This window comes from Herbaspirillum sp. (assembly GCF_035644555.1).
GTDB lineage: Bacteria > Pseudomonadota > Gammaproteobacteria > Burkholderiales > Burkholderiaceae_D > Herbaspirillum.
Window position 1 is genome coordinate 24,659 of sequence record NZ_DASQOH010000054.1, and the last position, 26,709, is coordinate 51,367.

25 protein-coding genes are annotated in these 26,709 nt (G+C 63.9%); 6 read left to right on the plus strand and 19 right to left on the minus strand.

The window, feature by feature from the left end; genetic code table 11:
• Window positions 1-47 precede the first annotated feature (47 nt).
• The 5 genes from VE092_RS15780 to VE092_RS15800 all read right to left on the minus strand — a co-directional run bounded on the left by VE092_RS15780 (window position 48) and on the right by VE092_RS15800 (window position 5,420).
• Entirely contained in the window at window positions 48-896 is an 849-nt protein-coding gene (locus VE092_RS15780; protein ID WP_324878319.1) for an ATP-binding cassette domain-containing protein, read from the minus strand.
• Entirely contained in the window at window positions 893-1,906 is a 1,014-nt protein-coding gene (locus VE092_RS15785; protein ID WP_324878321.1) for an ABC transporter ATP-binding protein, read from the minus strand. Before VE092_RS15785 ends, VE092_RS15780 begins: the two co-directional genes overlap by 4 nt.
• A gap of 19 nt (window positions 1,907-1,925) precedes the next feature.
• Entirely contained in the window at window positions 1,926-2,852 is a 927-nt protein-coding gene (locus tag VE092_RS15790; protein ID WP_324878323.1) for an ABC transporter permease, read from the minus strand.
• Between the two features lie 16 nt (window positions 2,853-2,868).
• A complete protein-coding gene (locus VE092_RS15795; RefSeq protein WP_006464245.1) occupies window positions 2,869-3,786 on the minus strand; it encodes an ABC transporter permease in 918 nt (305 codons plus the stop codon).
• A gap of 95 nt (window positions 3,787-3,881) precedes the next feature.
• On the minus strand, window positions 3,882-5,420 hold the full coding sequence (locus VE092_RS15800) for an ABC transporter substrate-binding protein (protein WP_324878325.1): 1,539 nt from the start codon (window positions 5,418-5,420) through the stop codon (window positions 3,882-3,884).
• Window positions 5,421-5,771: 351 nt separating this feature from the next.
• Here VE092_RS15800 and VE092_RS15805 point away from each other — a divergent pair, with 351 nt between their 5' ends.
• On the plus strand, window positions 5,772-6,683 hold the full coding sequence (locus VE092_RS15805; RefSeq protein ID WP_324878327.1) for a LysR family transcriptional regulator: 912 nt from the start codon (window positions 5,772-5,774) through the stop codon (window positions 6,681-6,683).
• Window positions 6,684-6,899: 216 nt separating this feature from the next.
• Here VE092_RS15805 and VE092_RS15810 read toward each other — a convergent pair whose 3' ends face one another.
• Genes VE092_RS15810 through VE092_RS15820 form a run of 3 tightly spaced genes read right to left on the minus strand, consistent with a single transcriptional unit; the run spans window position 6,900 to window position 11,172 of the window.
• On the minus strand, window positions 6,900-8,375 hold the full coding sequence (locus VE092_RS15810; RefSeq protein WP_324878329.1) for an efflux transporter outer membrane subunit: 1,476 nt from the start codon (window positions 8,373-8,375) through the stop codon (window positions 6,900-6,902).
• Entirely contained in the window at window positions 8,375-9,946 is a 1,572-nt protein-coding gene (locus VE092_RS15815) for an MDR family MFS transporter (protein WP_324878331.1), read from the minus strand. The genes VE092_RS15810 and VE092_RS15815 overlap by 1 nt, the downstream gene beginning before the upstream one ends.
• A complete protein-coding gene (locus VE092_RS15820) occupies window positions 9,943-11,172 on the minus strand; it encodes an HlyD family secretion protein (RefSeq protein WP_324878333.1) in 1,230 nt (409 codons plus the stop codon). Before VE092_RS15820 ends, VE092_RS15815 begins: the two co-directional genes overlap by 4 nt.
• A 166-nt stretch (window positions 11,173-11,338) precedes the next feature.
• Here VE092_RS15820 and VE092_RS15825 point away from each other — a divergent pair, with 166 nt between their 5' ends.
• Window positions 11,339-11,878 (plus strand): MarR family winged helix-turn-helix transcriptional regulator, encoded by a 540-nt coding sequence (locus VE092_RS15825; RefSeq protein ID WP_324878335.1) that lies wholly within the window; start codon window positions 11,339-11,341, stop codon window positions 11,876-11,878.
• A 74-nt stretch (window positions 11,879-11,952) separates the two neighbouring features.
• Here the strand turns inward: VE092_RS15825 and pip are convergent, their stop codons facing one another.
• Window positions 11,953-12,930: a prolyl aminopeptidase gene (pip, locus tag VE092_RS15830; RefSeq protein WP_324878337.1), complete on the minus strand. Its 978-nt coding sequence runs from the start codon at window positions 12,928-12,930 to the stop codon at window positions 11,953-11,955.
• Between the two features lie 97 nt (window positions 12,931-13,027).
• Window positions 13,028-13,489, minus strand: coding sequence for an Lrp/AsnC family transcriptional regulator (locus tag VE092_RS15835; protein ID WP_039875916.1), 462 nt, complete (start codon window positions 13,487-13,489; stop codon window positions 13,028-13,030).
• A 189-nt stretch (window positions 13,490-13,678) separates the two neighbouring features.
• Here VE092_RS15835 and VE092_RS15840 point away from each other — a divergent pair, with 189 nt between their 5' ends.
• The 4 genes from VE092_RS15840 to fnr all read left to right on the plus strand — a co-directional run bounded on the left by VE092_RS15840 (window position 13,679) and on the right by fnr (window position 18,125).
• The gene (locus VE092_RS15840; RefSeq protein WP_414653503.1) at window positions 13,679-14,746 is read left to right on the plus strand and encodes a 1-aminocyclopropane-1-carboxylate deaminase; all 1,068 of its coding nucleotides are present in this window, start codon (window positions 13,679-13,681) and stop codon (window positions 14,744-14,746) included.
• A 212-nt stretch (window positions 14,747-14,958) separates the two neighbouring features.
• The gene (locus tag VE092_RS15845) at window positions 14,959-15,582 is read left to right on the plus strand and encodes an OmpW/AlkL family protein (RefSeq protein WP_324878341.1); all 624 of its coding nucleotides are present in this window, start codon (window positions 14,959-14,961) and stop codon (window positions 15,580-15,582) included.
• A gap of 259 nt (window positions 15,583-15,841) precedes the next feature.
• On the plus strand, window positions 15,842-16,912 hold the full coding sequence (locus tag VE092_RS15850; RefSeq protein WP_324878387.1) for a fatty acid desaturase: 1,071 nt from the start codon (window positions 15,842-15,844) through the stop codon (window positions 16,910-16,912).
• A gap of 367 nt (window positions 16,913-17,279) precedes the next feature.
• Window positions 17,280-18,125: a fumarate/nitrate reduction transcriptional regulator Fnr gene (gene fnr / locus VE092_RS15855; protein WP_324878343.1), complete on the plus strand. Its 846-nt coding sequence runs from the start codon at window positions 17,280-17,282 to the stop codon at window positions 18,123-18,125.
• Window positions 18,126-18,145: 20 nt separating this feature from the next.
• Here fnr and VE092_RS15860 read toward each other — a convergent pair whose 3' ends face one another.
• The 9 genes from VE092_RS15860 to VE092_RS15900 all read right to left on the minus strand — a co-directional run bounded on the left by VE092_RS15860 (window position 18,146) and on the right by VE092_RS15900 (window position 26,707).
• Window positions 18,146-18,403 carry a hypothetical protein gene (locus VE092_RS15860; protein ID WP_324878345.1) on the minus strand — a complete coding sequence of 86 codons (258 nt, stop codon included), beginning with the start codon at window positions 18,401-18,403 and terminating at the stop codon, window positions 18,146-18,148.
• Between the two features lie 70 nt (window positions 18,404-18,473).
• On the minus strand, window positions 18,474-19,019 hold the full coding sequence (locus tag VE092_RS15865; RefSeq protein WP_324878346.1) for a FixH family protein: 546 nt from the start codon (window positions 19,017-19,019) through the stop codon (window positions 18,474-18,476).
• Window positions 19,020-19,055: 36 nt separating this feature from the next.
• Complete coding sequence (gene ccoG, locus VE092_RS15870; RefSeq protein WP_324878348.1) at window positions 19,056-20,519, minus strand: cytochrome c oxidase accessory protein CcoG; 1,464 nt, start codon at window positions 20,517-20,519, stop codon at window positions 19,056-19,058.
• Window positions 20,520-20,657: 138 nt separating this feature from the next.
• Window positions 20,658-21,590 (minus strand): cytochrome-c oxidase, cbb3-type subunit III, encoded by a 933-nt coding sequence (gene ccoP, locus VE092_RS15875; protein ID WP_324878350.1) that lies wholly within the window; start codon window positions 21,588-21,590, stop codon window positions 20,658-20,660.
• Window positions 21,583-21,777, minus strand: a complete 195-nt coding sequence (locus tag VE092_RS15880; RefSeq protein ID WP_006464225.1) for a cbb3-type cytochrome oxidase subunit 3 — start codon at window positions 21,775-21,777, stop codon at window positions 21,583-21,585. Before VE092_RS15880 ends, ccoP begins: the two co-directional genes overlap by 8 nt.
• A 4-nt stretch (window positions 21,778-21,781) precedes the next feature.
• Window positions 21,782-22,396, minus strand: coding sequence for a cytochrome-c oxidase, cbb3-type subunit II (gene ccoO / locus VE092_RS15885; RefSeq protein ID WP_324878353.1), 615 nt, complete (start codon window positions 22,394-22,396; stop codon window positions 21,782-21,784).
• Window positions 22,397-22,408: 12 nt separating this feature from the next.
• Window positions 22,409-23,836, minus strand: coding sequence for a cytochrome-c oxidase, cbb3-type subunit I (gene ccoN / locus VE092_RS15890; RefSeq protein ID WP_324878355.1), 1,428 nt, complete (start codon window positions 23,834-23,836; stop codon window positions 22,409-22,411).
• 175 nt (window positions 23,837-24,011) lie between these two features.
• On the minus strand, window positions 24,012-24,185 hold the full coding sequence (ccoS, locus tag VE092_RS15895) for a cbb3-type cytochrome oxidase assembly protein CcoS (protein WP_324878356.1): 174 nt from the start codon (window positions 24,183-24,185) through the stop codon (window positions 24,012-24,014).
• Entirely contained in the window at window positions 24,185-26,707 is a 2,523-nt protein-coding gene (locus VE092_RS15900) for a heavy metal translocating P-type ATPase (protein WP_324878358.1), read from the minus strand. The genes ccoS and VE092_RS15900 overlap by 1 nt, the downstream gene beginning before the upstream one ends.
• Window positions 26,708-26,709 lie beyond the last annotated feature (2 nt).

Here is a 26,709-nt window from a genome sequence, read left to right on the forward strand (position 1 = left end):
GTGATCGCTATGATCGTTGTGATGGTTGTGATTCGGGGAATACGTCCTCACGCCGCCGCAGCCAGTGCCGGGATGCCGAGTCCCGGTTCGGGCGTAAGCGCCGAGGCCAGCAGCATGCGGGTGTAGGGATGTTGCGGATCGCTGAATATCTGCTCGCGGCTCTGCAATTCGACGATGCAGCCCTGGTTCATCACCGCCACCCGGTCCACCAGATGCTCCACCACGCCCAGGTCATGGCTGATGAAGAGATAGGTGAGACCGAACTCGGCCTTCAGGTCCAGCAACAGGTTCAGGATCTGCGCCTGCACCGACACATCCAGGGCCGAGGTCGGCTCGTCGCAGATGAGGATGTCCGGCCGCAGGATCAGGGCGCGGGCAATCGCCACGCGCTGGCGCTGGCCGCCGGAGAGCTGGTTCGGATACTGGACATGGGTGCGCTCGGGCATGCCGACCAGGTCGAGGATGTCCTTGACCTGGCGGGCGCGGTCGGCGGCCGTGCCGATGCCGTGCAGCCTGAGCGGCAGGCCGACGATCTCGCCCACGGTCTTGCGCGGGTTGAGCGAGGAATACGGGTCCTGGAAGATCGGCTGGATATGGCGCGCATGTTCCTTGCGCTGGGTCGGATCGACTTCCTGGCCGTTGATGAGCACGTTGCCCGAGGTCGGTGCCAGCAGGCCCAGCAGCATCTTGGCCAGGGTGCTCTTGCCGCAGCCGGATTCACCGACCAGGCCCAGGGTCTCGCCGCGATACAGCCGTAGCGAGACATCGTTGACCGCTTTCAGTTGGCCTGGCGGCTGGAACAGGCCACGCTTCAAGGGATAGACCTTGGACAGCGCGCACAGCTCCAGAGCGATGTCGCCTGGCGGGGCCGATGGCAGGGGACGATTGTCATTCATGCTGCCACCTCCATGGCGGACGCGAGTGAAACGGAAACATCAAGCTTGTGACAGCGCGCCGCATGCGGTGCGGCCGCACTGCCCTGCTGCACCATGGGTGGATCGGTCTCGCAGACGCTGTCGGCCAGCGCGCAGCGATTGCGGAAGGCGCAGCCACTGACCTGACCGACCAGACTGGGCACCACGCCGGGAATGGCCTGCAGGCGGCTGCCCGGCGGCGTCTTGCCACGTACCGGGATGCAATTGAGCAGACCACGTGTGTAGGGATGACGCGGCTGCGCAAACAGCGAGCCGACATCGGTAGTCTCCACCACCTGGCCGGCATACATCACCGCCACCCGGTCAGCGATGCGCGAGACCACGCCCAGGTCGTGGGTGATGAAGATGACGGCCGTGCCGAACTCCTGCTGCAGCTCGCGGATCATGCGCAGGATCTGCGCCTGGATGGTCACATCCAGTGCCGTGGTCGGCTCGTCGGCGATGATCAGATCGGGATTGCACATCAGCGACATGGCGATCATCACACGCTGCCGCAGGCCGCCGGAGAGCTGGTGCGGATACTGGCGCAACCGGTCCTCGGCATTGGTGATGCCGGTGCGATGCAACAGGTACAGGGCGCGCTCGCGGGCCTCGGCGCGGGTGACGCCGGGCTGCTGCAGCATGGCCTCGCAGAGCTGGTTGCCCAGCGTGTAGGCGGGGTTCAGCGAGGTCATCGGCTCCTGGAAGATCATGGACATGCGCTTGCCGCGCAACTGCCGCAACTGCTTTTCACTCATGCCGTTGAGGTCCATGCCATCGAAGCGGATGTGGTCGGCGCTGCACTGCGCCTTGCGCGGCAGCAGCCCCATCAGGGCCAGCGAGGTCATGGACTTGCCACAGCCCGATTCGCCGACCAGGCACAGCATCTCGCCCCGGCGCACCTGAAAATCGATGCCGCGCACGGCGTGCAGCGTGCCGCGCTCGGTGGGCAGGTCCACCTTCAGATTCTTCACGTCCAGCAATACGCTCATGGTGTGCTCCCGGTGGGGTTCAGTTGCGGCCGTCGGGCGCGTTGACATCGCGCATGCCATCGCCGACCAGGTTGATGGCCAGCACCAGCAGTGCCAGCGCCACGCCCGGGATGACGATCACCCACGGCTTGAAGAACATGTAGGTCTTGCCTTCGGCCACCATCAGGCCCCAGGACGGCGTCGGTGGTTGTACGCCCAGGCCGAGGAAGGACAGCGTGGCCTCCAGCAGGATGGCGTGGGCCATTTCCAGTGTCACCACCACGATCAGCGCGCCCATGATGTTGGGCAGGATTTCGCGCAACAGGATGTAGGGCGTGGAGGCGCCGATGGCCTTGGCGGCGGCAATGAATTCGGCGTCCCGCAGTTGCTGCGTGGCCGAGCGCGTGACCACGGCGAAACGGTCCCACAGCAGCAGTCCCAGCAGCAGGATCACCACCTTCAGCGAACCGCCCACCAGCGAGGCCATCGCCAGCGCCACCAGCACCACCGGCATGGCCAGACGGGTGGTGATGAGGTAGCTGATGAAGGCATCGGTACGGCCGCCGAAGTAACCGGCCAGCACCCCCAGGGTGGTGCCGATCAGGCCCGAGATCAAGGCGGCGGCGATGCCGATGGTCAGCGACACGCGGGCGCCGTAGATCAGGCGCGAGAGGTAGTCGCGGCCCAGCTTGTCGGTGCCGAGGATGTGTTCCCAGCTACCCTGGGCCTGCCATACCGGCGGGATCAGGCGCGCCGTCACATCCTGGTCGAAGGGATCGTGCGGCGCCAGCAAGGGTGCGAAGATCGCCGCTAGCACGATCACGGCCAGGATGACGGTGCCCAGCATCAGGCCACGATGGCCGAGCAGGCGGCGCAGCTTGCGGCGCCAGGCCGGCAGCGGCGGCAATGCCGCCTGCAGCAAGGGGGTGGAAGGCATGGTGACGGTGGTACTGGAAGTGGCGGTCATGTCGGCTCCCATGGGCTCAACGGGTACGGATGCGCGGGTCGAGCAGCGCATTGATGACATCGGCCAGGAAGGTCAGGCCGATGTAGAACATGGCGATGATCAGCACCACGGCCTGCACCACCGGATAGTCATTGCGGGAGATGGCGTCCCAGGCCAGCTGGCCCAGGCCCTGCATGGAATAGACCGACTCGATCACCACCGAGCCGCCCAGCATGAAGCCCAGCTCCACCGCCGCCAGCGCCACCACCGGGATGACCGCATTGCGCAGCGCATGCTTGAACACCACCCGCGACTTGGACAGGCCCTTGGCGCGGGCGGTGCGGATGTAGTCCGAACCCAGCACTTCCAGCATGCCCGAGCGCGTCAGGCGCATCATCGCTGGCATGGCGTAGTAACCCAGCGCCACCGCCGGCAGGACGAAGTGCTGCCAGCTCTCGTTGCCGGCCACCGGCAGCCAGTGCAGCGTGACGGCGAAGATCAGGATCAGTGTCAGCCCGAACCAGAAGCTGGGCATGGCCTGCCCGACCACGGCAATCATCAGCGCCACGCGGTCCAGCCAGGTATCGCGATAGATGGCCGCCAGCACGCCCAGCGGAATGGCGGTGAGAATGGCCAGCAGCAAGGCACTGCCACCCAGCTTGAAGGTGATCGGCAAACGTTCGGCGATCATCTCCATGACCTGCCCCTGGAAGTAGAAGGACTTGCCGAAGTCCAGCTGCACCGCACGACCGAGCCAGTCCGCATATTGCGTGGTGAGCGGACGGTCCAGACCGAACTGGGTACGTACCGATTCGACCTGGGCGGCCGTGGCCTCCGGCCCGGCGATGGAGACCGCTAGGTCACCCGACATGTGCAGCAGGGAAAAACTGACGACGGACACCGTCAGCGCCACGCACAGGGCGATGGCCAGGCGGCGCAGGATGTAGATCAACATGGCGACCCTTCCGTGGGGAGGCGTGGTGAGGCGTGAAGCGGCATGAAACGGCAGGCTGGGCAACGCGACGGACGGGTTCCCCCGTCCGTCGGCACTTATTTCCAGGAAGCCTCGTAGAAACGTGGCAGCTCATCCGGGTAACCCTGGAAATTGAGCTGGGCGTTGTAGGCGTAGAAGGTCGAATAGGAGAACATCGGCGCCACGTAGGCCTGCTTGGAAATCAGTTCCTGGGCCTTGGTGTAGTTGGCCTTGCGCACCGCCGGATCGATCGAGGTATCGGCCGTCTGCAGGTACTGCTGCAGTTGCGGGTCCTTGGTGATGTCATCGGCGCCGCCCTTGAAATAGACACCGGCGAAGGCCGAGGTATCGTTCATCGAGAACGAGCCCCAGGAATAGAAGCTCATCGGCGTCTTGCCGCTGCGGTACTCGGTCTGCAGGGCGGCGAACTTCATGTAGTGCAGGCGGGCACGGATGCCGACCTTGCGCAGGTCACCGATGATGGCCTCGGCCACTTCCCGTTCACGATAGGCATAGATGTCGGTATCGAAGCCGTTAGGATAGCCGGCCGCGGCCAGCAGTTCCTTGGCCTTGGCCGGGTTGTAGTCAAACTTGATGGCGGCATTGCTGTCGCAACCGAACTGGGTGCGGAAGCAGGCCGTATAGACCGGCTGGCTGCCGCCGCGCATCAGGTTCTCGGCATAGCCCTTGCGATTGATCGCATGGTTGACCGCCTGGCGCACGCGCACATCCTTGAACGGCGAATTGGGGGCCGAGGTACCGGTGGTGTCGAGGGTGATGAAACCGACCCGCATGGTCTCGCCGCTCTGCACCGCCAGCTTGGGATTGGTCTTGAGCGAATCGGCCTGGTCCGGCGGCACACGCCAGATCCAGTCGATGGCGCCGGTCATCAGTTGCGCGGCGCGGGTTTCCGGATCAGGGATCACCACGAACTTGATGTTGCCGATCGAAGGCTGGCCCTCCGGGCTGTCCTTGAAATAATTGGTGTTCTTGACCAGGGTCACGCCCTGCCCCGGCGTCACGCTGGTGACCTTGTAGGGACCGGTGCCGATGGGCGCCTTGGAAAAGCCTTCCAGGCCGACCTTCTTGAAGTAGGCGGCAGGATAGATCGGCAGCGGGCCGGCCAGGTATTCCAGCGCCGCCGGGAAGGGGCCCTTCAGGTTGATGCGCACCTTGTAGTCGCCCAGCTTGTCGACGCTCTTGATCCAGTCGGTGTTCTGGCGCGTGACCGCCTTGGATTCAGGCGAGACCGCATAGTTGAAGGTGAACGCCACATCATCGGCCGTGAACTTGTCGCCGTTCTGGAATTGCACGCCCTGGCGCAGATCCAGCACCAGTGCGGTGGGCGATTCCCACTTCCAGGCGGTGGCCAGTTGCGGCTTGTATTCGTTGGTCTTGGGATCACGGTAGATCAGCGTGTCCCAAATCAGATGCGCCAGGATCACGCCTTCACGCAGGTTGTTGTGATACTGGCTGATGTTTTCGACTTCGCTGTCGGAGGCATAGACCAGGGTGTCGTTGGCCTTGTTGGCATGCGCCGCGAAGGCCGTCATGCCCCCCGCCACCAACACCGCACAGCGCGACCAGCCCATGATGGATTTCTGTAGTGCGTTCATTCCAGCCCCTTCGTTCGAGTAAGAGAATTGTGAAAAAACCGCGACGTCGAAGGGCATACTAGGCTACGATTTATCGATGCCACAATCATCAAATTTCTAATCCTGCGTTCGTAAAACAGCAACGCAGAATTTGTGCACCACAATGTACAAGCCCCAGCCAAAGCCGCATCGCTACTGGGCCGCGGCCCTTGGCGCAGATGCAGCATCGCAGTGCGGGGAAAGACTGGAGGCACTGCACCAAAGGCGTGAGACTCGCACCAAATAAAGCAGGCTTCTTTTGTCCGGATGGATAGGAAAAAGCCATGCAGGACCGGTCAGGAACCGGCTCAACCGTATCGAACGAGGTCAATGATGAAATCACAGCATCTGCAAGACACCGCCCTGCGTTACTTCCTGGAAGTGGTCCGCTGTGGCTCCATCAGCGAGGCGTCACAACGGCTCAACGTGGCCAGCTCGGCCATCAGCCGCCAGATCAGCAGCCTGGAGGAAATCCTGGACACGGTGCTGTTCGAACGACGGCCACGCGGCATGGTGCTCTCGGCCGGCGGCGAGATGCTGGCCGCGCATGCGCGCAAGATGGCGCTGGAGGCTGACCGCGTGGTGGCCGACCTGCAGGCCCTGAAGGGCTTGCGCAGCGGGCGGGTGCGGCTGTCGGCTTCGGAGGGTTTCGCCATCGACTTCCTGCCGCGCGTGATCAATACCTTCCAGAAGAAGTATCCGGGCTTCGTGTTCCAGCTGTTCGTGGGCGCACCGGCGGTGGTATCGCGCCAGGTACGCGAGGGCAATGCCGATATCGGACTGACCTTTTCCCGCCTGCCCGAGCCGGAAATCAAGGTGGTGCACCGGCAGCCCGGGCCGATCGGGCTGGTGATGCGCAACGACCATCCACTGGCGCGTTTCCGCCAGGTATCGCTGGGCCAGCTCAAGCCCTATCCGATGGCCTTGCCCGACCCCACCACCACCCTGCGCCAGCTGTTCGACATCGCCTGCAGCCGGCAGCAGGTGGTGATCGAGCCGGTGATGACCAGCAACTACATCCAGACCTTGCACAACTATGTGCTGGACAATGACGCCCTCTCCATCACCGGCGACGTCACCGTGCGCTACCGCATCGCGCGCGGGGAACTGAGCATGCGCCCCATCCGCGACTGTCCTGCCGATGGGCGCTTCGTCGAAGTGCAGACGCTGGCCGGACGCACCCTGCCGCGCAGCGTGGAAATCTTCCTGGACTATCTGGTGGCCGAGCTGGGCAAGGATCTGTGACGGGCAGCGTCATCACACAGGGAGGCATCAGTACCGCAGTCTGCCTTTGCCATGTCGTTGCTCTCGCCTTCAAGCACCATGGCGATTGCGCGCATCCGCCGAGGCGGGTGCAAGAGCGTTGAAGAAACGCGGGGAAAACCAGCAGGAAGAAAAATCAGGCGGTGCAGCAGCAAGGAGGTGGACGGGCCGCCACGCCCGTCCGGGAAAGGCCATGGCTCAGCCTTCGGCATCTCCCCAGCCCAGCCCCAGCGCCTTCTGGATACCGATGAAACTGCGCGTGAGATTGGCCTCGGCCTGCAACAGGTTCTGTTGCGCGCTGATCTGCTGGCGCGTGGTGTCGAGCACTTCGATGAGTGTGCCGGTACCCGCCTGGTAGCGCTGCCTTGCCAGCGCCAATGCGCGGTCGGCGGAAGCCTTGCTGCGCGCCAGGGTGGCTACCGTGATGCGGCCGTAGCGGAAGCGCGAGAGCGAATCCTCGGCGTCGCGCAGGGCTTCCAGCACGGCCTGGCGATATTTCATCTCCGCTTCGTCGCGCACCTGTTCGGCTTGCGTCACGCGTGCCTTGGCACGGCCGAAGTCGAGGAAATTCCAGCTCAGCATGGGTGCGCCCAGGGCCGCGAAATCATCCAGGCGGGTCAGGTCGGAGGGATGGGTGCCACCCAGGCCGATCACACCAAACAGCTTCAGACTGGGATAGCGCGCAGCCTCGGCCTGGCCGATCTTGGCAGTGTCTGCAGCCAGGGTGCGTTCGGCAGCGCGCACGTCGGGACGGCGGCGCAGCAGTGCCACCGGATCGCCCACGGCCACCTGCTGCGGGGGCAGGGGCAGCGGCGCGGCGACGTTCAGTTCGGCGTCGAGCGTACCGGGCTCCTGCCCCAGCAAGGTGGCCAGCTGGTTCAGGTAGGCCTCGCGCTCGGCCTGCAGCGGCAATAGCTCGGCGCGGGTGGCATCGAGCTGGTTCTGGATACGGATCTGGTCCAGCGAGGAAGCCGTGCCACGTTGTACCCGCTGCGTGGTCAGGCCCAGCATGTCCTGCTGCGCCTGTATCGATTGCTCGCCCAGGGTAAGTCGCTGTTGGCGGTCACGCAGGTTGATGTAGGCATTGACCACTTCCGCCGTGAGACTGACCTGGACGTCGGCCAGCGTAGCCTCGGCCGCCTGAGCGCTGGCACCGGCCGCCTGGACGGCGCGTCGGTGGGCACCGAAGATATCGGCCTCCCAGCTGGCATCCACACCCAGGTTGTAGAGATTCACGCTGGAAGCGGAGGACCCGCCGGAGCTGGAACCGCCGGTCAGCGCGCCCAGGTTGGCCGGTGGCAGGCGCGCATGTGCGGCCAGGGCCGAGACGCCGACGCTGGGGGCGCCGTTGGCCTGTTCCAGATCGAGACTGGCGCGGGCCTGTTGCAGACGGGCGCGGGCCATGCCGAGATTGGGATTGGCCTGCAGCGCCTGCTGCACCAGGCGATTGAGCCGGGCGTCATTGAACGCTTCCCACCAGCGGTTCAGCGGAGCGCTGGCGCTGGCGACGTCAGCGGCGCGTACGAACTGTCCGCTGCGGGCGGCCTGGGGTGCAGCTTCGGGCGGACCGGCGTATTCCGGACCGAGCGCGCAGCCGGCCAGCAGGGCGGCGGCAGCCAGGGCGACCAGGCGTACGGGAGTAAAGAGAGGGAGAGTCTTGTCCATGTTCATCATCAATGAGAAGCCACCGGCGCGGCATGGGTGGGCAAGGGGCGCAGGAACAGCACCAGCGGCGTGACGCAGAGGATGGCCACGCCCAGCAGCCAGAACAGGTCGGCATAGGTCATGGTCAGCGCCTGGGCCTGGATGGTGGAGCCCAGCAACTGGATGGCGGCGTCCTGGCCACCCAGCAGTTGGGCTTGCGCGGCGATGCCGGATTGCACCAGGTCGGAATTGGCAGAAAGGCTTTCTTCCAGGCGGCGGCTGTGCAGCCACAGGCGCTGGTCCTGGATCACCGCGATGGCGGCCAGCGCCAGCGAGCCGCCCAGGTTGCGCGCCGCGCTGTAGAGACCGGAAGCGTCGCCGGCCTGCGAGGGCGGCACCGAACGGATCGCGGCCTGGTTCAGGAACAGCATGGCCAGCACGGTACCGACACCGCGCATCAGCTGCGAGGCCACGAAGGAGCCACCATAGGACAGCGGGCTGAGGTCGGTCTCGATGAAGGCGGAGGTCGCCAGCAGCAGGAAGCCGGTACCGACGGCGATGCGGATATCGACCAGCCGCATCAGCAGCGGCGTGAAGGGCATCATCAGGATCATCGGCACCCCGGAGAGCAGCACGATCCAGCCCGACTGCAGCGAGTTGTAGCCGGCAATCCCGGAGAGGAACTGCGGGATCACATAGGCCGTGCCGTAGAGCGCCACGCCGACGATCATGGCCATCATCACCACCGAGCCGAACTGGCGGTCCCGCAGCAGACGCAACTGGATCACCGGGTGGCGCGAGCGGATCTGGCCGATGGCCAGCAGCAGGAAGCCCAGCAGCGAGGTGGCCGCCAGCCAGCGGATGTCGGGCGAGGAAAACCACTGCTCGCGCTCGCCCTCTTCCAGCACCACCGTCAGGCCACCCAGGCCCAACGCCAGGCCGGCGATGCCGAACCAGTCGGCCTCGGCCAATTGCTCGAAGCGGGGGCGCTCATAGGGAATCGCCACCAGCAGCAGCGTGATCAGCGCCGCGCCCACCGGCACGTTGATGAAGAAAGCGTAGTGCCAGCTGACGTTCTCGGTCAGCCAGCCGCCCATCACTGGCCCCAGCACCGGGCCGAGGATGGCGGTGGCGCCGAACATGGCATTGCCCACCGGCTGCTGGGCGCGTGGCAGGCGGGTAGCAATGATGGTCATGGCGGTGGGGATCAGCGCGCCGCCGGTAAAGCCCTGCCCTACCCGCCCGATGATCATCATCGGTAGCGTCGTGGACAGGCCGCACAGCACCGAGAACAGGGTGAAGAGACTGGCCGCCGTCAGCAGCAGTACGCGCAGGCCGAGCAGGCGTTCCAGCCAGGCCGACATGGGGATGATGACGATCTCGGCCACCAGGTAGGCGGTGGCGATCCAGGTGCCTTCGGTCCCGGAAGCACCAATCTCGCCCTGGATGGTGGGCAGCGAAGAGTTGACGATGGAGATGTCCAGCGTAGCCATGAGCGCGCCCAGGGTGCCGGCGGCCACAGCCAGCCAGGCGCCGGCATCGGCCTTCTCCGGGTTGGCACCCTTGGCCTTCACCGCAGGGCTGGAGGCGGCGCTGCTCACTGCGGCTCCTTGCGGGTGGCGTTGGCTTCGCTGGTACGCTCGCGCAGCTCGCGCAACTCATCCTTGGCGGCGATGGTGTTGACCTCCACCGTCACCGACAGGCCGGCCACGAAAGAGCGGGTTTCTTCCGGCGTGGCGTCGATGGCCACACGCACCGGTACGCGCTGGACGATCTTGGTGAAGTTGCCGGTGGCGTTTTGCGGCGGCAGCAGCGAGAACTGCGCGCCGGTGCCGGGCGAGAGGCTTTCCACATGACCGCGGAATTCCACGCCGGGCAAAGCATCGACCTTGATGCTGGCCGGCTGGCCGATGCGCATCAAGCCGATCTGGGTTTCCTTGAAGTTGGCGGAGACGTAGAAGCGGGTCGGCACCACCGTCATCATGCGCGTGCCGGCCGAGACAAACTGGCCGACGCGCACCTGCTTGTCACCGATGCGGCCATCGACGCTGGCGCGGATTTCGGTATAGCCGAGGTTGACGCTGGCGGCATCGTACTGGGCCTTGGCGGTTTCGCCCTGGGCCTGAGCCTGGCGCACCTGGGCCTGCAGCGAACGCACCCGTAGCTGGGCTGCATCCAGAGCGGCACGACGCGCCGCCACCGTGGTACGGGCCTGGGCCTGCTGGTTGCGCAGGGTGGTCAGGCGTTCGCGGGTTTCGGCGCCGGAGGCGGCCAGCGGGGTGTAGCGCTCCACTTCGGAGGAGGCAAAGCGCGCATCTTCTTCGGCGGCAGCCAGTTGCGCCTTGGCCTGGGCGATGGCGGCCTGCTGTTCGGCCAGCTGCGCATTGGCCGCTTCCTGGCTGGCACTGGCGGCGTCGATCTGGGCCTTGGCTTGCGCTGCCTGGGCGGAATAGTCGCGGGCGTCGATGCGCACCAGCGGCTGGCCGGCCTTGACGATCTGGTTGTCGGCCACCAGCACCTGGTCCACGTAACCGGTGACCTTGGAGGAGACGGTCACGCTGTCGGCGTGGATGAAGGCATCGTTGGTGCTTTCCAGGTACTTGCCGCGGAACTGGTAGTACAGCACCCAGGCCACGACCACCACCAGCACCACCAGCCCGAGGGCGCGCAGGATGAAGCGGGCGCGCGGACTCATGCGCTTCTTGGGTGGGGTGTCCTTGTCGCCGTTGACATTACCGTTGGCGGCGGGCGCGGAGGTGGATGGCTCCGCTTGTTGCTGACTGGGCTGCTGGTTTGGCTGCTGACTGCTGGGTGTGGCGTCGGTCATCTTTTTTATCCTAATATCGGGGCGATGATGGCGTGGAGTGACGTTGGGGAATTACCGGGACTTCGATACGGCTTCATCAAGATTTCTGATCAGCAACATTACGCTTCATTTTTTTGCGAGCGAAAATATTAATGAGGTACCATATGATATGGTATCCAGGAAAATCATGTCTACAGGCTTTTCAAACGATTACAGCGGGGCCGCCGAGGCGCTGCGCGACTTCTACATCCGCTCGCACCGCACGCTGGACAAGCTCATGGCCGGCGAAGGGGCTTCGCTGGCGCGCAACAAGATGCTCGGCCACATCGAGCGCAACAGTCCGGTGCGGGCGGCCGACCTGGCCACGGCCTTCGGCTTCGCGCCGCGCACCATCACCGAGGCCATCGATGCGCTGGAGCGCGACGGGCTGGTGCAACGGACGGGCGACATCAGTGACCGGCGGGTCAAGCACATCGCTTTGACAGCCGCCGGCAAAGAAGTGCTGCGCGCCTCGGAGCCGGTCAAGAAAACCTTCATCGATGGCTTGTTCGCGGCGCTGGACGAAGAAGAAATCGCTACGCTGACGCGGGTGTTGGGCAAGCTCAACGGGCGACTGGCGGAACTGGAGGAAAACTATTCGGCCGAGGCCGCCAGCGCCGCCACTGCCGCCACCGCGGCCGGCGCCACGGATGAGCCAGCCGGCAAGCGCGGCCGCAGAAAAGACTGAGGCGTAAAAAAAGCGCTCCCCGTGAAAGGGAGCGCTTGGCGCCAGGCAGGTCGGAGGGTCTGCCGGTCCGCCGATCAGCCGCCGGCGAAGCGGTCGGTGGCGGCAACCAACTGGTCCAGGATACCGGGTTCGTTGTAGGCGTGGCCGGCGCTGTCGATCAGGTGCAGCTGCGAGCCGGGCCAGGCCTGGTGCAGATCCCAGGCCGACTTGGCCGGCGTGGCGAGGTCGTAGCGCCCTTGCACGATCACGGCGGGGATACCTTCCAGACGCGACACATTGGCCAGCAACTGGCCCTCTTCCATGAAGCCCTTGTGGAAGAAGTAGTGGTTCTCGATGCGGGCGAAGGCCAGCGCGAACTGCGCATCGTTGAAGGAATCGATCAGGCGTTCATCGGCCACCAGCGTGATGGTGCTGGCTTCCCAGCGGCTCCAGGCACGTGCGGCCTGCAGCTTGGCGGCTTCATCGTCGCCGGTCAGGCGCTTGCGGTAGGCATGCACCAGGTTGCCGCGCTCGGCGGCGGGGATCGGCGCGAGAAACTCGTCCCAGCGGTCCGGCACCATCCACGATGCGCCCTCCTGGTAGTACCAGTCCAGCTCGGCCTGGCGCAGCAGGAAGATGCCGCGCAAGACCATTTCGGTCACGCGCTGCGGATGGGTCTGGGCATAGGCCAGTGCCAGGGTGCTGCCCCAGGAACCGCCGAAGACCTGCCAGCGCTCGATGCCCAGCATCTCGCGCAGGCGTTCGATATCGGCCACCAGGTCCCAGGTGGTGTTGGCTTCCAGGTTGGCATGTGGCAGCGAGCGGCCGCAACCGCGCTGGTCGAACAGGACGATGCGGTATTTCTCCGGATTGAACAGACGCCGGTGCGACGGGCCGCAACCGCCGCCGGGGCCGCCATGCAGGAACACCACCGGCTTGCCGGCCGGGTTGCCGCAGACTTCCCAATAGATCTGGTGACCGTCGCCAACATCCAGCAGGCCATGATCATGGGGCTCTATCGGGGGATAGAGGCCGCGCAAGGAGGTGCTGGAGGAGGAAGTGGTCGAGGTCATCGGGAATCCTTGAAGGTGAATGCAAGACGGGAACAACGTTCAGACGTGAAACGCAAAGGTGAAGAAAGGTGAAGTATAGGACTGGAATCGAGATCCTTCATTCGACCACGAGTTCCGGATTGTTCTTCACCTCGTTGAGGACGAAGAAGGAACGCAATTGCCGCACACCCGGCAGGCGTAGCAGCGTATTGGCGTGCAGCCGGTTGAAGGCCTGCAGGTCCTTGACCCGCAACTTGATCCAGTAATCGAATTCACCGGCCAGCAGCAGGCACTCCTGCACGGCGGCGATATCGCGCACGGCCTTTTCGAATTCGGCAAAACTCTCCGGCGTGGAGCGGTCCAGCACCACGCCCACCGTCACCAGCACCGGCAGGCCCAGTTTTTCGGGGTCCAGGATGGCGCGCACTTCCTTCACATAGCCCTCGTCCATCAGGCGTTTGGTGTGGTTCCAGCAGGCCGTGGCGCTCATGCCCAGCTTCTTGGCCAGCTCGGCATTGCCGATGCGGCCATCCTTCTGCAGCGCCTTGAGGATGCGCTTGTCCATGCGATCTAGGGTCATGATGATTATTCCGATAATTTCTGTAAAGTCGAATGAATATTTTCACGAAATAATTTACTTCACTTCTTTCAACCGAATCATGCCATAAATTCGGAAGCACCATTTAAATGAGGCAGCGTAAAGTTGATCCCGGCGATTCGATGTGAATCGGACCACTTTTCCTGAATCCACCTGAACCGGAGCAACCCCATGCTGGCACTCGACAAACTCTTCCCGCGCAAGACGCTGGGCTTCTTCCCCTCCCCCATCCACAAGCTGGAACGACTCTCCGCCATGCTGGGCGTGGAAGTCTGGGCCAAGCGCGATGACGTGTCCTCGGGCCTGGCCTTCGGCGGCAACAAGATCCGCAAGCTGGAATGGCTGGTGGCCGATGCCCTGGCCAAGGGTTGCGACACGCTGGTCTCGATCGGCAATATCCAGTCCAACCACACGCGCCAGGTCTGTGCCGCCGCAGCAGCCGTGGGCATGAAGTCCTATACCGTGCAGGAAACCTGGCTGGAATGGGATGATCCGGTCTACGACAAGGTCGGCAACATCCTCTTGACCCGCATCATGGGTGGCAACCCCATCATGGGCGGCTACGGCTATTCGACCACCGAGAAGGACACCTGGGCCAAGGCACTGGAAGAAGTGCGCGCCAAGGGCGGCAAGCCCTATGCGATTCCGGCCGGCGCCTCCGATCACCCGCTGGGCGGCCTGGGCTACGCCAACTTCGCCGATGAAGTGGCGATGCAGGAACAACAGTTGGGCATCTTCTTCGACAACATCGTGGTGGCCACCTGCACCGGCTCCACCCAGGCCGGCATGGTGGTGGGCTTCGCCGCGCAGGAAAAGCGTCGCCGTGTGATCGGCATCGATACCGCCGACGATGAAGCCATGACCCGCCGCGCCGTCACCAAGATCGCCAACGACACCAGCGAGCTGATCGCCTCCAAGGGCGGCCAGCGCGTGGTGGTACGCGATGCCGACATCGAGATCATCCCCGACTACAGCGGCCCGGCCTATGGCCTGCCGAGCGAGCAGACCATCGCCGCCATCCGCACCGCGGCCGAGATGGAAGCGATGCTGACCGATCCTGTCTATGAAGGTAAATCCATCGACGGCCTGATCGACATGGCCAAGAAGGGGCACTTCAAGGGCCAGCGCGTGCTGTATGCCCACCTGGGCGGCGCACCGGCACTGAACGCCTATTACAAGGCCTTCGAAGATCCGGAAAACCTGACCAAGCTGGCACGCGAAGCACGCTTCAAAGAGTAAGTCCTGACGCGGCCTGACGGCCGCGCCCAGCTATACCACGACGATCCCGGCCCGGCCTGTGCAATGCAGGCCGGGCCGCTGCGTTTACAGTCACTCATGTGGCCGTTCGGCTGCTGTTTCTTTACCTTGTGCCAGCGCGCTTGATCGGCATCAAAGCCCGCTGTGCGCTTCACGCGTACCTTTCGCACATCCTCACTCGACAGGTAAAAACCGTGAAAAAAATCGTCACTCTCACTGCCGTCGTGGCAGCCCTGGCATCTTCGTTTGCCGCCCCCGTGTTCGCTCAGGAAACCCTGACCCCTTGGCAGGTGCGCGTACGCGGCGTCAACCTGAGCCCGGAAAACAAGTCCGACCCGATCGCCGGTCAAGGCCCTTCGGACCAGCTCACCATCAACAACAAGCTGATCCCGGAAGTGGACATCAGCTACTTCTTCACCCCGAACATCTCCGCCGAACTGGTATTGACCTATCCGCAGAAGCAGGATGTGCGCCTGTCCGGTACCAAGATCGGTACCTTCAAGCATCTGCCGCCGACCCTGACCGTGCAATACCACTTCCTGCCCCAGGCGCTCATCAGCCCCTACATCGGTGCCGGCATCAACTACACCCGCATCTCCGCCGTGGAGTTGCCCAACGGTCTGCAACTGGATAGCAGCAGCTTCGGCGGCGCCCTGCAGATCGGCGCGGACTACAAGCTCGACAAGAACTGGATGCTCAACTTCGACATCAAGAAGGTGCAGATCTCCAGCGACGTGAAGACTGCCGCCGGTGCCAAGATCTCCAACGTGAAGATCGATCCGTGGCTCATCGGCATTGGCGTGGGTTACCGTTTCTAAGGTATTCTTGCCGCACCCAAACGGCGCGATCCGTCATCCCTGATGACCGGTCGCGTTGTTTTTTGGGATCAGCGCTAACGTCGCCGCCATCGGTCCCGCACCGAACGCCCACACCTTTGCAAGCGCCATCCGCCATTGCAGCGTTAGCAGGAGCAGTCTCATGCGGCATGCTCACCCGTCCACCGTTTGAAAGTAGGAAGAGGTAAATTCGATGTCGACGACTTCGCACCCCAACACACCGGTCGCGCCAGGCGCACCGATGCCCCATCGCAAGATCATCCGCTCCTGGGTGATTCCGATCAGCCAGCGCAGCACGGCCATCGCGCTGGCGCTGTCGGTACTGGATTTCTGCCTGTTCGGCGCCAGCCTGGCAGCCATCGTCTGGGCTCCCTGGCTGTTGGCCAAGATCGCGCTGGGCGTGGTCAATGGCTTCATCATCGGCCGCCTGTTCATCCTCGGCCATGACGCCTGCCACCAGGCCTTCACACCCAACCGCAAGCTCAATACCTGGCTGGGTCGCCTGCTGTTCATGCCGTCCCTGACACCCTACAGCCTGTGGGCGGTCGGACACAACGTGGTGCACCACGGCTATACCAACCTGAAGGGATTCGACTTCGTCTGGCAACCACGTTCGCTGGAAGAGTTCCGCGCCCTGCCGCGCTGGCGACAGCGCCTGGAACGCATCTACCGCAGCGGCTTCGGCCCCGGCCTGTATTACATGATCGACATGTGGTGGAAGCGCATGTACTTCCCCTCGAAGAAGCAGATGCCCACCCGTCGCGCCGAATTCACGTGGGATGGCGTACTGGTGACCGTGGTCGCTGCAGTGTGGGTCGCCGGGCTGGCCTGGGCCGCGCAAGCCACCGAGCAATCCTTCTGGACGCTGCTGGTGACCGGCTTCGCGATTCCCCTGCTGTTCTGGAAGGCCATGATCGGCTTCGTGGTGTATGTCCACCATACGCATACCTCGGTGGCCTGGTATGAAGACAAGATCACTTGGGCCGCAGCCCAGCCCTTCGTCTCCACCACCGTGCACCTGACCTTCGGTCGCTACTGGGGCGCGCTGCTGCATCACATCATGGAGCACACCGCGCACCATGTGGACATGAGCGTGCCGCTGTATCGCCTGAAGCAGGCGCAGAAAAAGCTGGAAACCATGCTGCCGGGTCGGATCGTGATCCAGCGCTTCTCCTGGCGCTGGTACTTCGATACCGCGCGCCGCTGCAAGCTGTACGACTTCAAGCGCCTGTGCTGGACCGACTATCGCGGTCGTCCTACCAGCACCCCGCTGCCCCTGCCGGACATGAGCAAGGCCACGGCAGAGGCCTGATCGGAATGCCGCCGCACGGTGAGCGCAACCAGTTCAGATAGTCACGAAGTATCTGAAGCTTCAATAACAAGACGGTCGCATGGAAGGGCATTCGCGGGTCCCCGGTAACCCCGCGATACCGCCCACTTTCCCCCATCAAGGCCGCTCCTCTTCCCTTTCATCGCTGGCCGTACCGCGCATGAATGTCGTTTTCCATCGAAATCCCGCCGCTGCAAATCATGCCCGCAGCCGGTCTCGGCGATTACTTGGTCCATGTTTGATCTGGGACAAGAAATGCCGTCTGATTCGGGAATACTGTGCTGCCTATATCGTTCCGCGCACTTAAAATCGAGTCATTCGATTGCCACATGTCCGCCGGGAACATCGTATGAACCAGTCTTGCCACTCCACTCCGCTCGCCGCATCGGCCAATACCGCTGCCCCCCTGACCCAATGCTCGCCGCTGACCGCCGCCCGTGAGGCAGCCGCCAGTTCCGCATTGCGTAGCTGCACCGCCTGCGGGATGCACCAGCTGTGCCTGCCCATGGGGCTGGACGAATCCGACATGAAGCGCCTGGACAAGATCATCGGCCGCCGCAAGGTGGCGCGTGACGATTTCCTGTATCGCATCGGCGACCGCTTCACCGCCCTGTATGCAGTGCGCGTGGGCCACTTCAAGACCTATCAGGAAAACCTCGACGGTGATCGCCAGATCACCGGTTTCCAGATGCCTGGCGAACTGCTCGGCATGGATGCGATCAGCACCGAGGCGCATCAATGCGATGCGGTGGCCCTGCAAGACAGCGAAGTCTGCGAAATCCCCTTCGCCCGCCTGGAACAGCTGTTCGGCCAGATCCCGCACCTGCTGCGCCACTTCCACCGGATGATGAGCCACGAGATCACCAGTGAACAGAACGTCATCATGCTGCTGGGGAACATGCGCGCCGAGCAGCGCTTCGCCGCCTTCCTGGTCAACCTGTCTTCGCGCTACGCGGCCCGTGGCTATTCGTCCACCCGCTTCCAGCTGCGCATGACGCGTCAGGATGTGGGCAACTACCTGGGCCTGACCATTGAAAGCATCAGCCGCCTGATCTCCAAGTTCCGCAAGCAGGGCTTGCTGGCCGTGGAGCAACGTGACGTGGAAGTGATTGATCTGGCAGCATTGAAGCGCCTGGCGGCCGGCGTGGAAACCTGCAATCCGGCAGCGGCCGCCACCGCACGCGCGGCCGGCTGAAGCAGTCTCCGTCCGGGCGCTCAGCCCTGGACGAAATGACGCAGGCGCTCACGAGGCAGCGCCTGGGTCAGCCGCACGGCCAACAGGCCGCACACGGCGAAACTCCCCCAGAAACAGAAGAAACCGACGGTATAGGCGCCCATCGCTTCCCATTCGTGGCCGGACACCATGGCCAGTTCATCGGGGTTGAACAGGGAAAAGAACAAGCCCTCGGCGGCGATGGCCATCAGGAAGGCCACCCAGAGGACGATGGCAAGATTGCGTTGCTGTTTGCGCATGGCTGTCTCCTTCAGTTATTTCATCCGTAGACTGACCGATCTTGTGGCCGGCTCATTGCAGCTTAGCGCATTATTCGGCCGGTGCGTAGGCCTCCGCGTTCATTTCCAGGCTGCGCTGTTGTGGCCACGCCCAGTTGCCGTGCAGGCGCCAGGCATGACTGCCATCTTCGGCCACCAGGCGCCAGCGCGCCTGCTCCAGTTCGGCCAGCGGCGCCGAGAAGCTGCCATCGGCAGCGGTACGGATCAGGAGGGTGCGGTCCTTGGACGGCTGGGTCGGGTGCACCAGGTTGATGACCAGGGTCTGGCCCTGCTCGCCAGCCGGCGGTGCGAGGCGCATCTGCAGCCGGCCGCGCAGTAGGGCCGCCGCCGGGTCGTAACTGACGCCGATGCTCGCGCCCAGGCGCTGCGCTTCATGGTCGCGCCGCAGATCCTTGTTGATGGCCTTGCCCTGCTTGTAGTAATCATCCGCCACCAGCGCATCGGCGCGGGAGATGGCCAGCCAGGCGGTGAAGACGCCGGCCACCACGACTACCGCCGGACCGGACATCAGCAGCCAGGGCCAGCGATGACGATACCAGGGCAAGGGGGTGGACAGCTTGGGAGACATGGTTTGCATGATTTCCTCTCGACAGGGGTGGGGTGTATGCGTCGCTCAGCGCCGGGGCACCAGGAATACTGCCTTTTCACTGACCTGCACCGACGGCTGGTCGTCAGCCTGCAGGACGATGCGGATCTTGTTGGAGCCGACCTCGCCGGCACCGTGCGGGGCACGCACACGGATCGGTACCATCAGCGTCTGGGTGGCCGCCAGTTCGATGGGATCGGCCGGATCGACCGTCAGTCCGTCAAGTCCGCTGGCGCTGATGCGATAGCGGTGTCCGCGTTCGTCGGTGTTGATGACCTGCAGGCGATAGACGTTCTCGATGACGCCGTCCTCAACTTCCCGGCCCATGGAGCCGCGGTCGCGGATTACATCCAGCTTCAGCGGCGTACGTATCCACAGCGAGCTGGCGAACAGGGCAATGACCACGCCCAGAATGGCGGTGTAGATCAGGATGCGTGGGCGCAGCAGGCGACGTCGGATTTCTGAGGTCGAGAAGCCCTGCTCGACGGCGTTTTCCGTGGAATAGCGGATCAGGCCGCGCGGGCGCTTGATCTTGTCCATCACGCTGTCGCAGGCGTCAACGCAGGCGGCGCAGCCGATGCACATGTATTGCAGACCCTGCCGGATATCGATGCCGGTGGGGCAGACCTGCACGCACATCGTGCAATCGATGCAATCCCCGGCCTTGCCGCCACTTTCCAGCCTGGCAGCCTTGGCTGCGGGCATGCGCGGCTCGCCGCGGGCGGCGTCATAGGTGATGATCAGCGAGTCACGATCGAACATGGCGCTCTGGAAACGTGCGTAGGGGCACATGTACTTGCAGACCTGTTCACGCATCCATCCGGCGTTGCCATAGGTGGCAAAGGCGTAGAAGCCGATCCAGAACATTTCCCAGGGGCCCAGGGCCAGGCCACCGATTTCCGGAAGCAGGTCGCGGATTGGCGAGAAATAGCCGACGAAGCTGATGCCGGTCCACAGCGCCACCGCGCCCCAGGCCAGGTGCTTGGCCGACTTGCGCCACAGCTTGTCGAACGACCAGTCCTGGCGATCCAGGCGCATGCGGGCGCTGCGATTGCCTTCGATGCGCCGCTCGATCCACAGGAAGATTTCGGTATAGACCGTCTGCGGACAGGAATAGCCGCACCAGACACGACCAGCCACGGCTGTGAAGAGAAACAGGCTGAATGCGCAGATGATCAGCAAGGCCGCCAGCCAAATGAAGTCCTGCGGCCAGAGTACCAGGCCGAAGAGATAGAACTTGCGGGACGCCAGGTCGAACAGCACGGCCTGACGCTCGTTCCAGTTGATCCAAGGCAGCCCGTAAAAGACCAACTGTGTCAGGAACACGCAAAGCCAGCGCAGGCTGGCAAACCGTCCCTGAATCTCGCGCGGGTAGATTGGTTCACGCGCGGCATACATGCGAATGACGGCGTATTCATCCTTGCCGTCGGCGCTCTGGGGTGGCAGGTCCCCCTCCTTGTCCTGCCCGGGTTTCGTCACGGCCTTATCCATGGTATTGCCTGATCTGCTTTCACTCTCTGTGCGCTTCCAGACTGTGGTGGGAAGCGCCTTTCACGAAACCGCCGGGAGCGTGCAGATCTTTGTCTGCATCAGTCCCGGCGGCGGATGACATCACGTCGTCAAGACGTCCTACTTGGCGGCCGCATTGCTGGGCTTGTTGGAGAGGCTCCATACATAGGCCGCCAGCACGTGGACCTTGGGTTCACCGAGGAACTCGCCAAATGCCGGCATGGTGTTGTCGCGGCCCTTGTTGATGGTTTCCTTGATGGTGTCGATGCTGCCGCCATAGAGCCAGATCTTGTCCGACAGATTGGGCGCGCCGAGCGCCTGGTTACCCTTGCCGCCGGGACCGTGGCAGGCCATGCAGGCGGCGAACTTGGACTTGCCCAGCTCGGCCTTGATCGGGTCATGCGCCGAATCGGACAGGCTCAGCACGTAGTTGGCAACGTTGTCGACATCCTTGTCGCTGCCCACCGCGGCGCCCATCGGCGGCATCACACCATGGCGACCCTTGAGGATGGTTTCCTTGATGATCTCCGGCGTACCGCCGTGCAGCCAGTCATTGTCGGTCAGGTTGGGGAAACCCTTGTTGCCGCGGGCATCCGAACCATGGCACTGCGCGCAGTAGGTCAGGAACAGGCGCTCGCCGATGGCGTGGGCCTGCGGATTGGCCGCAACCTCCTTGAGGTCCTGCTTCAGGAATCCTTCGAACAGCGGGCCATACTTGGCCTCGGCCGCCTTCACATCGGCATCGTGCTCACCAGTGGAGCGCCAGCCCAGGGTGCCGGGCAGATTGCCCAAGCCCGGATAGGCGATCAGGTAACCGACCGAGAAGAAGATGGTCAGGTAGAACAGCCACATCCACCAGCGCGGCAAGGGGTTGTTCAGTTCGCTCAGGTCTTCGTCCCAGACGTGTCCAGTAGTGGTGCCGGCGACCTGCTGGTCGCTCTTCTTGACCTTCCAGTTGGACTGCTGCCACAGCAGCAGGGCGCAACCTGCAATGCCCAGCACGGTCAGGACGATGATCCAGATATTCCAGAAACCATTGGTGAAATCAGCCATGGCGCACCTCCTTGTCGACGCCTTCCGCAGCCGGCTGGCCGATATCGCCGTCGGCAAAGGGAATCATCTCGGCTTGCTTGAAATCGGCGGGCTTGTGACCGACGTAGGTCCACCACAGGATCCCGGCGAAGGTGATGAAACTGATCAGCGTGATCAGGCTGCGTGGATCGGTAATCATTTCAATCATGGTCTTATCTCTCCGCCTTGATCAGGATACCCAGGCCTTGCAGGTAGGCGATCAGCGCGTCCTGTTCGGTCTTGCCGACCAGTTCGGCCGGGGCGTTCTTGATGTCTTCTTCGGTGTACGGGTCGCCGATGCGCTTCAAGGCTTTCATGCGCGAGACGATGTCGTAGTTGTCCAGCTTGGTCTGTTCCAGCCACGGGTAGGCCGGCATGTTGGACTCAGGCACCACGTCACGCGGGTTGTGCAGGTGGGCACGATGCCATTCATCGCTGTAGCGGCTGCCCACGCGGGCCAGGTCAGGACCGGTACGCTTGGAACCCCACTGGAAGGGGTGGTCGTAGACCGATTCGCCCGCCACGGAATAGTGGCCATAGCGCTCGGTCTCGGCACGCAGCGGACGGATCATCTGCGAATGACAGTTGTAGCAGCCCTCGCGGATGTACACGTCGCGGCCCGCCAGGCGCAGTGCCGAGTAGGGCTTCAGGCCGGCGATCGGCTCGGTGGTCGATTTCTGGAAGAACAGCGGCACGATCTCGGCCAGGCCGCCGATGCTCACCACCAGCAGCACCAGGCCGATCAGCAGCCAGGGGTTCTTCTCGATCCATTCATGCGAAAACTTCATATTTCCCCCAAATCAGTGCGCAGCGTTGGTCACGGCAGGAATCGGTGCGACGGCCAGTTCGGTACCGCGCATCGTGCGCCAGGTGTTGTAGGCCATCACCAGCATGCCGGACAGGTACATCAGTCCACCCATCAGACGGATGACGTAGTACGGATAGGTCGCCTTGACGCTTTCCACGAAGGTGTAGGTCAGGGTGCCGTCGCTGTTGACGGCGCGCCACATCAGGCCTTGCATGACACCGGCGATCCACATCGCGGCGATGTACAGGACGATGCCGATGGTGGCGACCCAGAAGTGGATCTCGATGAGGTCCTTGCTCCACATCTGAGTCTTGCCCGACAGACGCGGAATCAGGTAGTACATGGCACCCATGGTGACGAAGCCGACCCAGCCCAGGGCACCGGAGTGCACGTGGCCGATGGTCCAGTCGGTGTAGTGGGACAGGGCATTGACGGTCTTGATGGCCATCATCGGACCTTCGAAGGTCGACATGCCGTAGAAGGACAGCGACACCACCAGGAACTTCAGGATGGGATCGGTACGCAGTTGGCTCCAGGCACCCGACATGGTCATCATGCCGTTGATCATGCCGCCCCAGGACGGTGCCAGCAGGATCAGCGAGAACACCATGCCCAGCGACTGGGTCCAGTCAGGCAGTGCGGTGTAGTGCAGATGGTGTGGACCGGCCCACATGTAGGTGAAGATCAGCGCCCAGAAGTGCACGATCGACAGCCGGTAGGAATAGACCGGACGGTTGACCTGCTTGGGGATGAAGTAATACATCATGCCCAGGAAGCCGGCGGTCAGGAAGAAGCCCACCGCATTGTGCCCGTACCACCACTGGATCATGGCGTCCTGCGCCCCGCTGTACATGGAGTAGGACTTGGTCAATGTGGCCGGCATGGTCATGCCGTTGACGATGTGCAGTATGGCCACGGCGATGATGAAGGCACCGTAGAACCAGTTGGCCACGTAGATGTGCTGCACCTTGCGCTTGATGATGGTGCCGAAGAACACCACCGCGTAGGCGACCCAGACCACGGCGATCAGGATGGTCAGGGGCCATTCCAGTTCGGCGTATTCCTTGCCTCGGGTGAAGCCCAGCGGCAGCGAGACTGCCGCGCCGACGATGACCACCTGCCAGCCCCAGAAGGTGAAGGCGGCCAGGAAGTCGGAGAACAGTCGTACCTGGCAGGTACGCTGCACGACGTAATACGAGGTTGCCATCAGCGCACTACCGCCGAAGGCAAAGATGACAGCGTTGGTATGCAAGGGACGTAGCCGGCCGAAGCTCAGCCAGGGAATCCCCATGTTCAATTCGGGCCATGCCAGCTGGGCGGCGATGAACACGCCGACCAGCATGCCGACTACGCCCCACAGGATGGTCGCCACGCTGAACTGGCGCACAACCGTGTAGTTGTAGCTATTTTCTTTGCTCACGAAACTCTCCCCACTATGTTGAGTACTGATCAACGCGAGCTTACGGGGCGAGTTCCCCTGCGGCATTGACGTGTATCAAAACGGGGAGAAGCACGAAAACAAAGACCGATAAACAACAGGAAAAGCGCGCTGGCAGGCGGAAAACCCACCCCCTTGGTACAGGTTGCGCACGGGGTCAAGGTGTGCCGACGACATCCTCGGTGGAGGGCGCATCGTCGTCATGCAAAATGCGCATGGCCGGACCTTCGAGGTCATCGAACTGGCCGCTGTCGGACGCGCGGAAGAAGACCCAGATCGCCACGAACACCAGCAACGTACTCAGCGGAATGAGCAGATAGAGCGCTTCCATCAGAGCCCTCCAACCAGCACCGCCGGTGCCGGCGCAACGACAGGGCCGCTGCCGGTCACGCCGGCCTCGGCTCGCCGCCGGCTCAGGCGCAGGGCATTGCCTACCACCAGCAGGGAGCTGAGCGACATCCCCACGGCCGACATCCAGGGATCGAGCAGGCCGAACGCAGCGGCCGGAATGGCGAGGAAATTGTAGATACTGGCCCAGACCAGGTTCTGCCGCACCACGCGCATGGTCCGTTGCGCCATGCGCGCACAATCGGCCACCGCGTACAGACGGTCGCTCATGATCACGGCATCGGCACTGATCTGCGCCAACGCTGCGCCCTTGCCCATGGCAAAGGAAACATCGCCGGCCCGCAGCATGGCGGCATCGTTGATGCCGTCGCCGACGATGGCCACCACCGCCCCACCCCGCTGCAGCGCGCGCACATGATCGAGCTTGCCCTGGGGCGTACAGCCGGCGACCACCTCATCGATGCCGGTGGCGGTTGCCACCTCGGCGCATACCTCGGGCTGATCGCCGCTGAGCAGCACGGTGCGAAGGCCCAGCGCACGGAACGCGGCGACTGTGGCCACGGCGTCCGGGCGCAGGGCATCGGCCACGTCGAAGCGCGCCAGCCAGCCGGCGCTGCTGCCCAGGTACACCGAACCGACACCGGCCGCGGCTGGTCGCCTCAGGCCCTCGGGCAGTATCTCGCCGGCCAGTCGCGCAACGAAACTGCGCGAGCCGATGCGATGAAGTACGCCGGCGATTTCGCATTGCATTCCGGCACCGGTCACCGAGGCCAGTGCCGTGACCTCCACCGGCGGCACCTCGCATCGGGCGGCTTCCTGCAACAGGGCGCGGGCCAGCGGATGCAGGCTGCCACCTTCCATGGCGGCAGCGATCGCCAGCGCACGATGCGGGTCGGCTTCGCTCCAGAATGCGCTCAGCTGGGGCCGCCCCTGAGTCAGTGTGCCGGTCTTGTCGAAGACGATGGTATCGGCGCGTTGCAGGGTCTCCAGCACATTGCTGCGTACCACCAGCGTACCTTCACGCAGCAGCCGGTCGGTCGCCGCCGCCAGCGCCGACGGCGTGGCCAGCGACAGCGCGCAGGGGCAGGACACCACCAGCACCGCGATGGCGGTGGACCAGGCGCGCGCCGGATGGATCAGATGCCAGGCCACGAAGGTCACCGCCGCCAGCAGCAACAGCGCCACCACGAAGCGGGAAGCCACCACATCTGCCCATTGGGCCAAGGCCGGCTTTCCCTGTCCGGCCTGTTCCGCCAGCCGCGTGAGGGCAGCCAGGGTACTATCGCGCGAAGTACGCAGCACCCGCAGCAGCACCGGCTGGCTCAGGTTCACTGCTCCGCCGGGGACTTCCTGGCCGGGATGGAAGGCTTGCGGACGGCTCTCGCCGGAAAGCAGCGCCAGGTCCAGCTCGGTCGCGCCTTCGATCAGACTGGCATCCGCCGCGATGGTGTCGCCCGGTCGGGCCAGGATGACATCGCCAGCCTGCAGCTGCGTCGCTGCCACCAGGGTGGTATCGCGTTGTCGCGGATATGCGGCCAGTACCAGGGCCGAAGCCGGGAAGGCCTGCTGCATGCGTTCCAGCGCCGAGGCGGAGCGACGCCGCGCGGCCGTCTCCAGGTAGCGGCTGGCCAGCAGCAGGAAGATGAACATGCTGACACTGTCGAACCAGATCTCGCCCTCCCCGCGCCAGGTCGCGATGGCACTGCCGCTGAAGGCGGCCGCGATGCCGATGGCAACCGGCAGGTCCATGCCGGGCGCGCGGGCGCGCAGGCCGGCCCAGGCGCCGGTGAAGAACGGCAGCGCCGAATAGAACACCGCCGGGATGGTCAGAAACAGGCTGGCCCAGCGCATCAGCGACATCATGTCGGGATCGATGCCTTCGTGGCTCATGTAGACCGGCACCGCATACATCATCACCTGCATCATGGACAGGCCGGCGATGAACAGTTGCCGGAACAGGCGCCGGGCAGCGAGCCGCGCCTGCTCGCCCTGGCGCAGGGGATCGAACGGGTAGGCGGTATAGCCCAGTCCGCGCAGGCCGCGCAGGATCAGGGAAGTGGGACAGAGAGCCGGATCACGCCGGACATGCAGGCGGGCACTGGCCACGTTCATCTCGGCCAGGCGGATGCCGGGCAGGCGCGCCAGGTACTTCTCGATGAGCCAGACACAGGCCGCGCAGCGCAGGCCATCGACGGAAAGCACCAGTTCTTCGGCCTGGTCGTCGGTCTCCGGGACGCCGGGCTGTCCTGCCTGCAGCGGCAGGTCCACCAGCGCCAGCTCGGGTGGCAGCAACTGGTCCGGATCGACACGTGCCGACGGCACGGTACGACGCAGGTAGAAATCTTCACAACCGCTGTCGACGATCAACCGGGCCACGCTCTGGCAACCCACGCAGCACAATGCACGCGCCTGACCGCCGATCTGCAGTGACCATGCTCCACCGGCAGGCACCGGCTGGCCGCAGTGGAAACACAAGCTCCCCTCTCCGTTCCCTTCACCGCTCATGT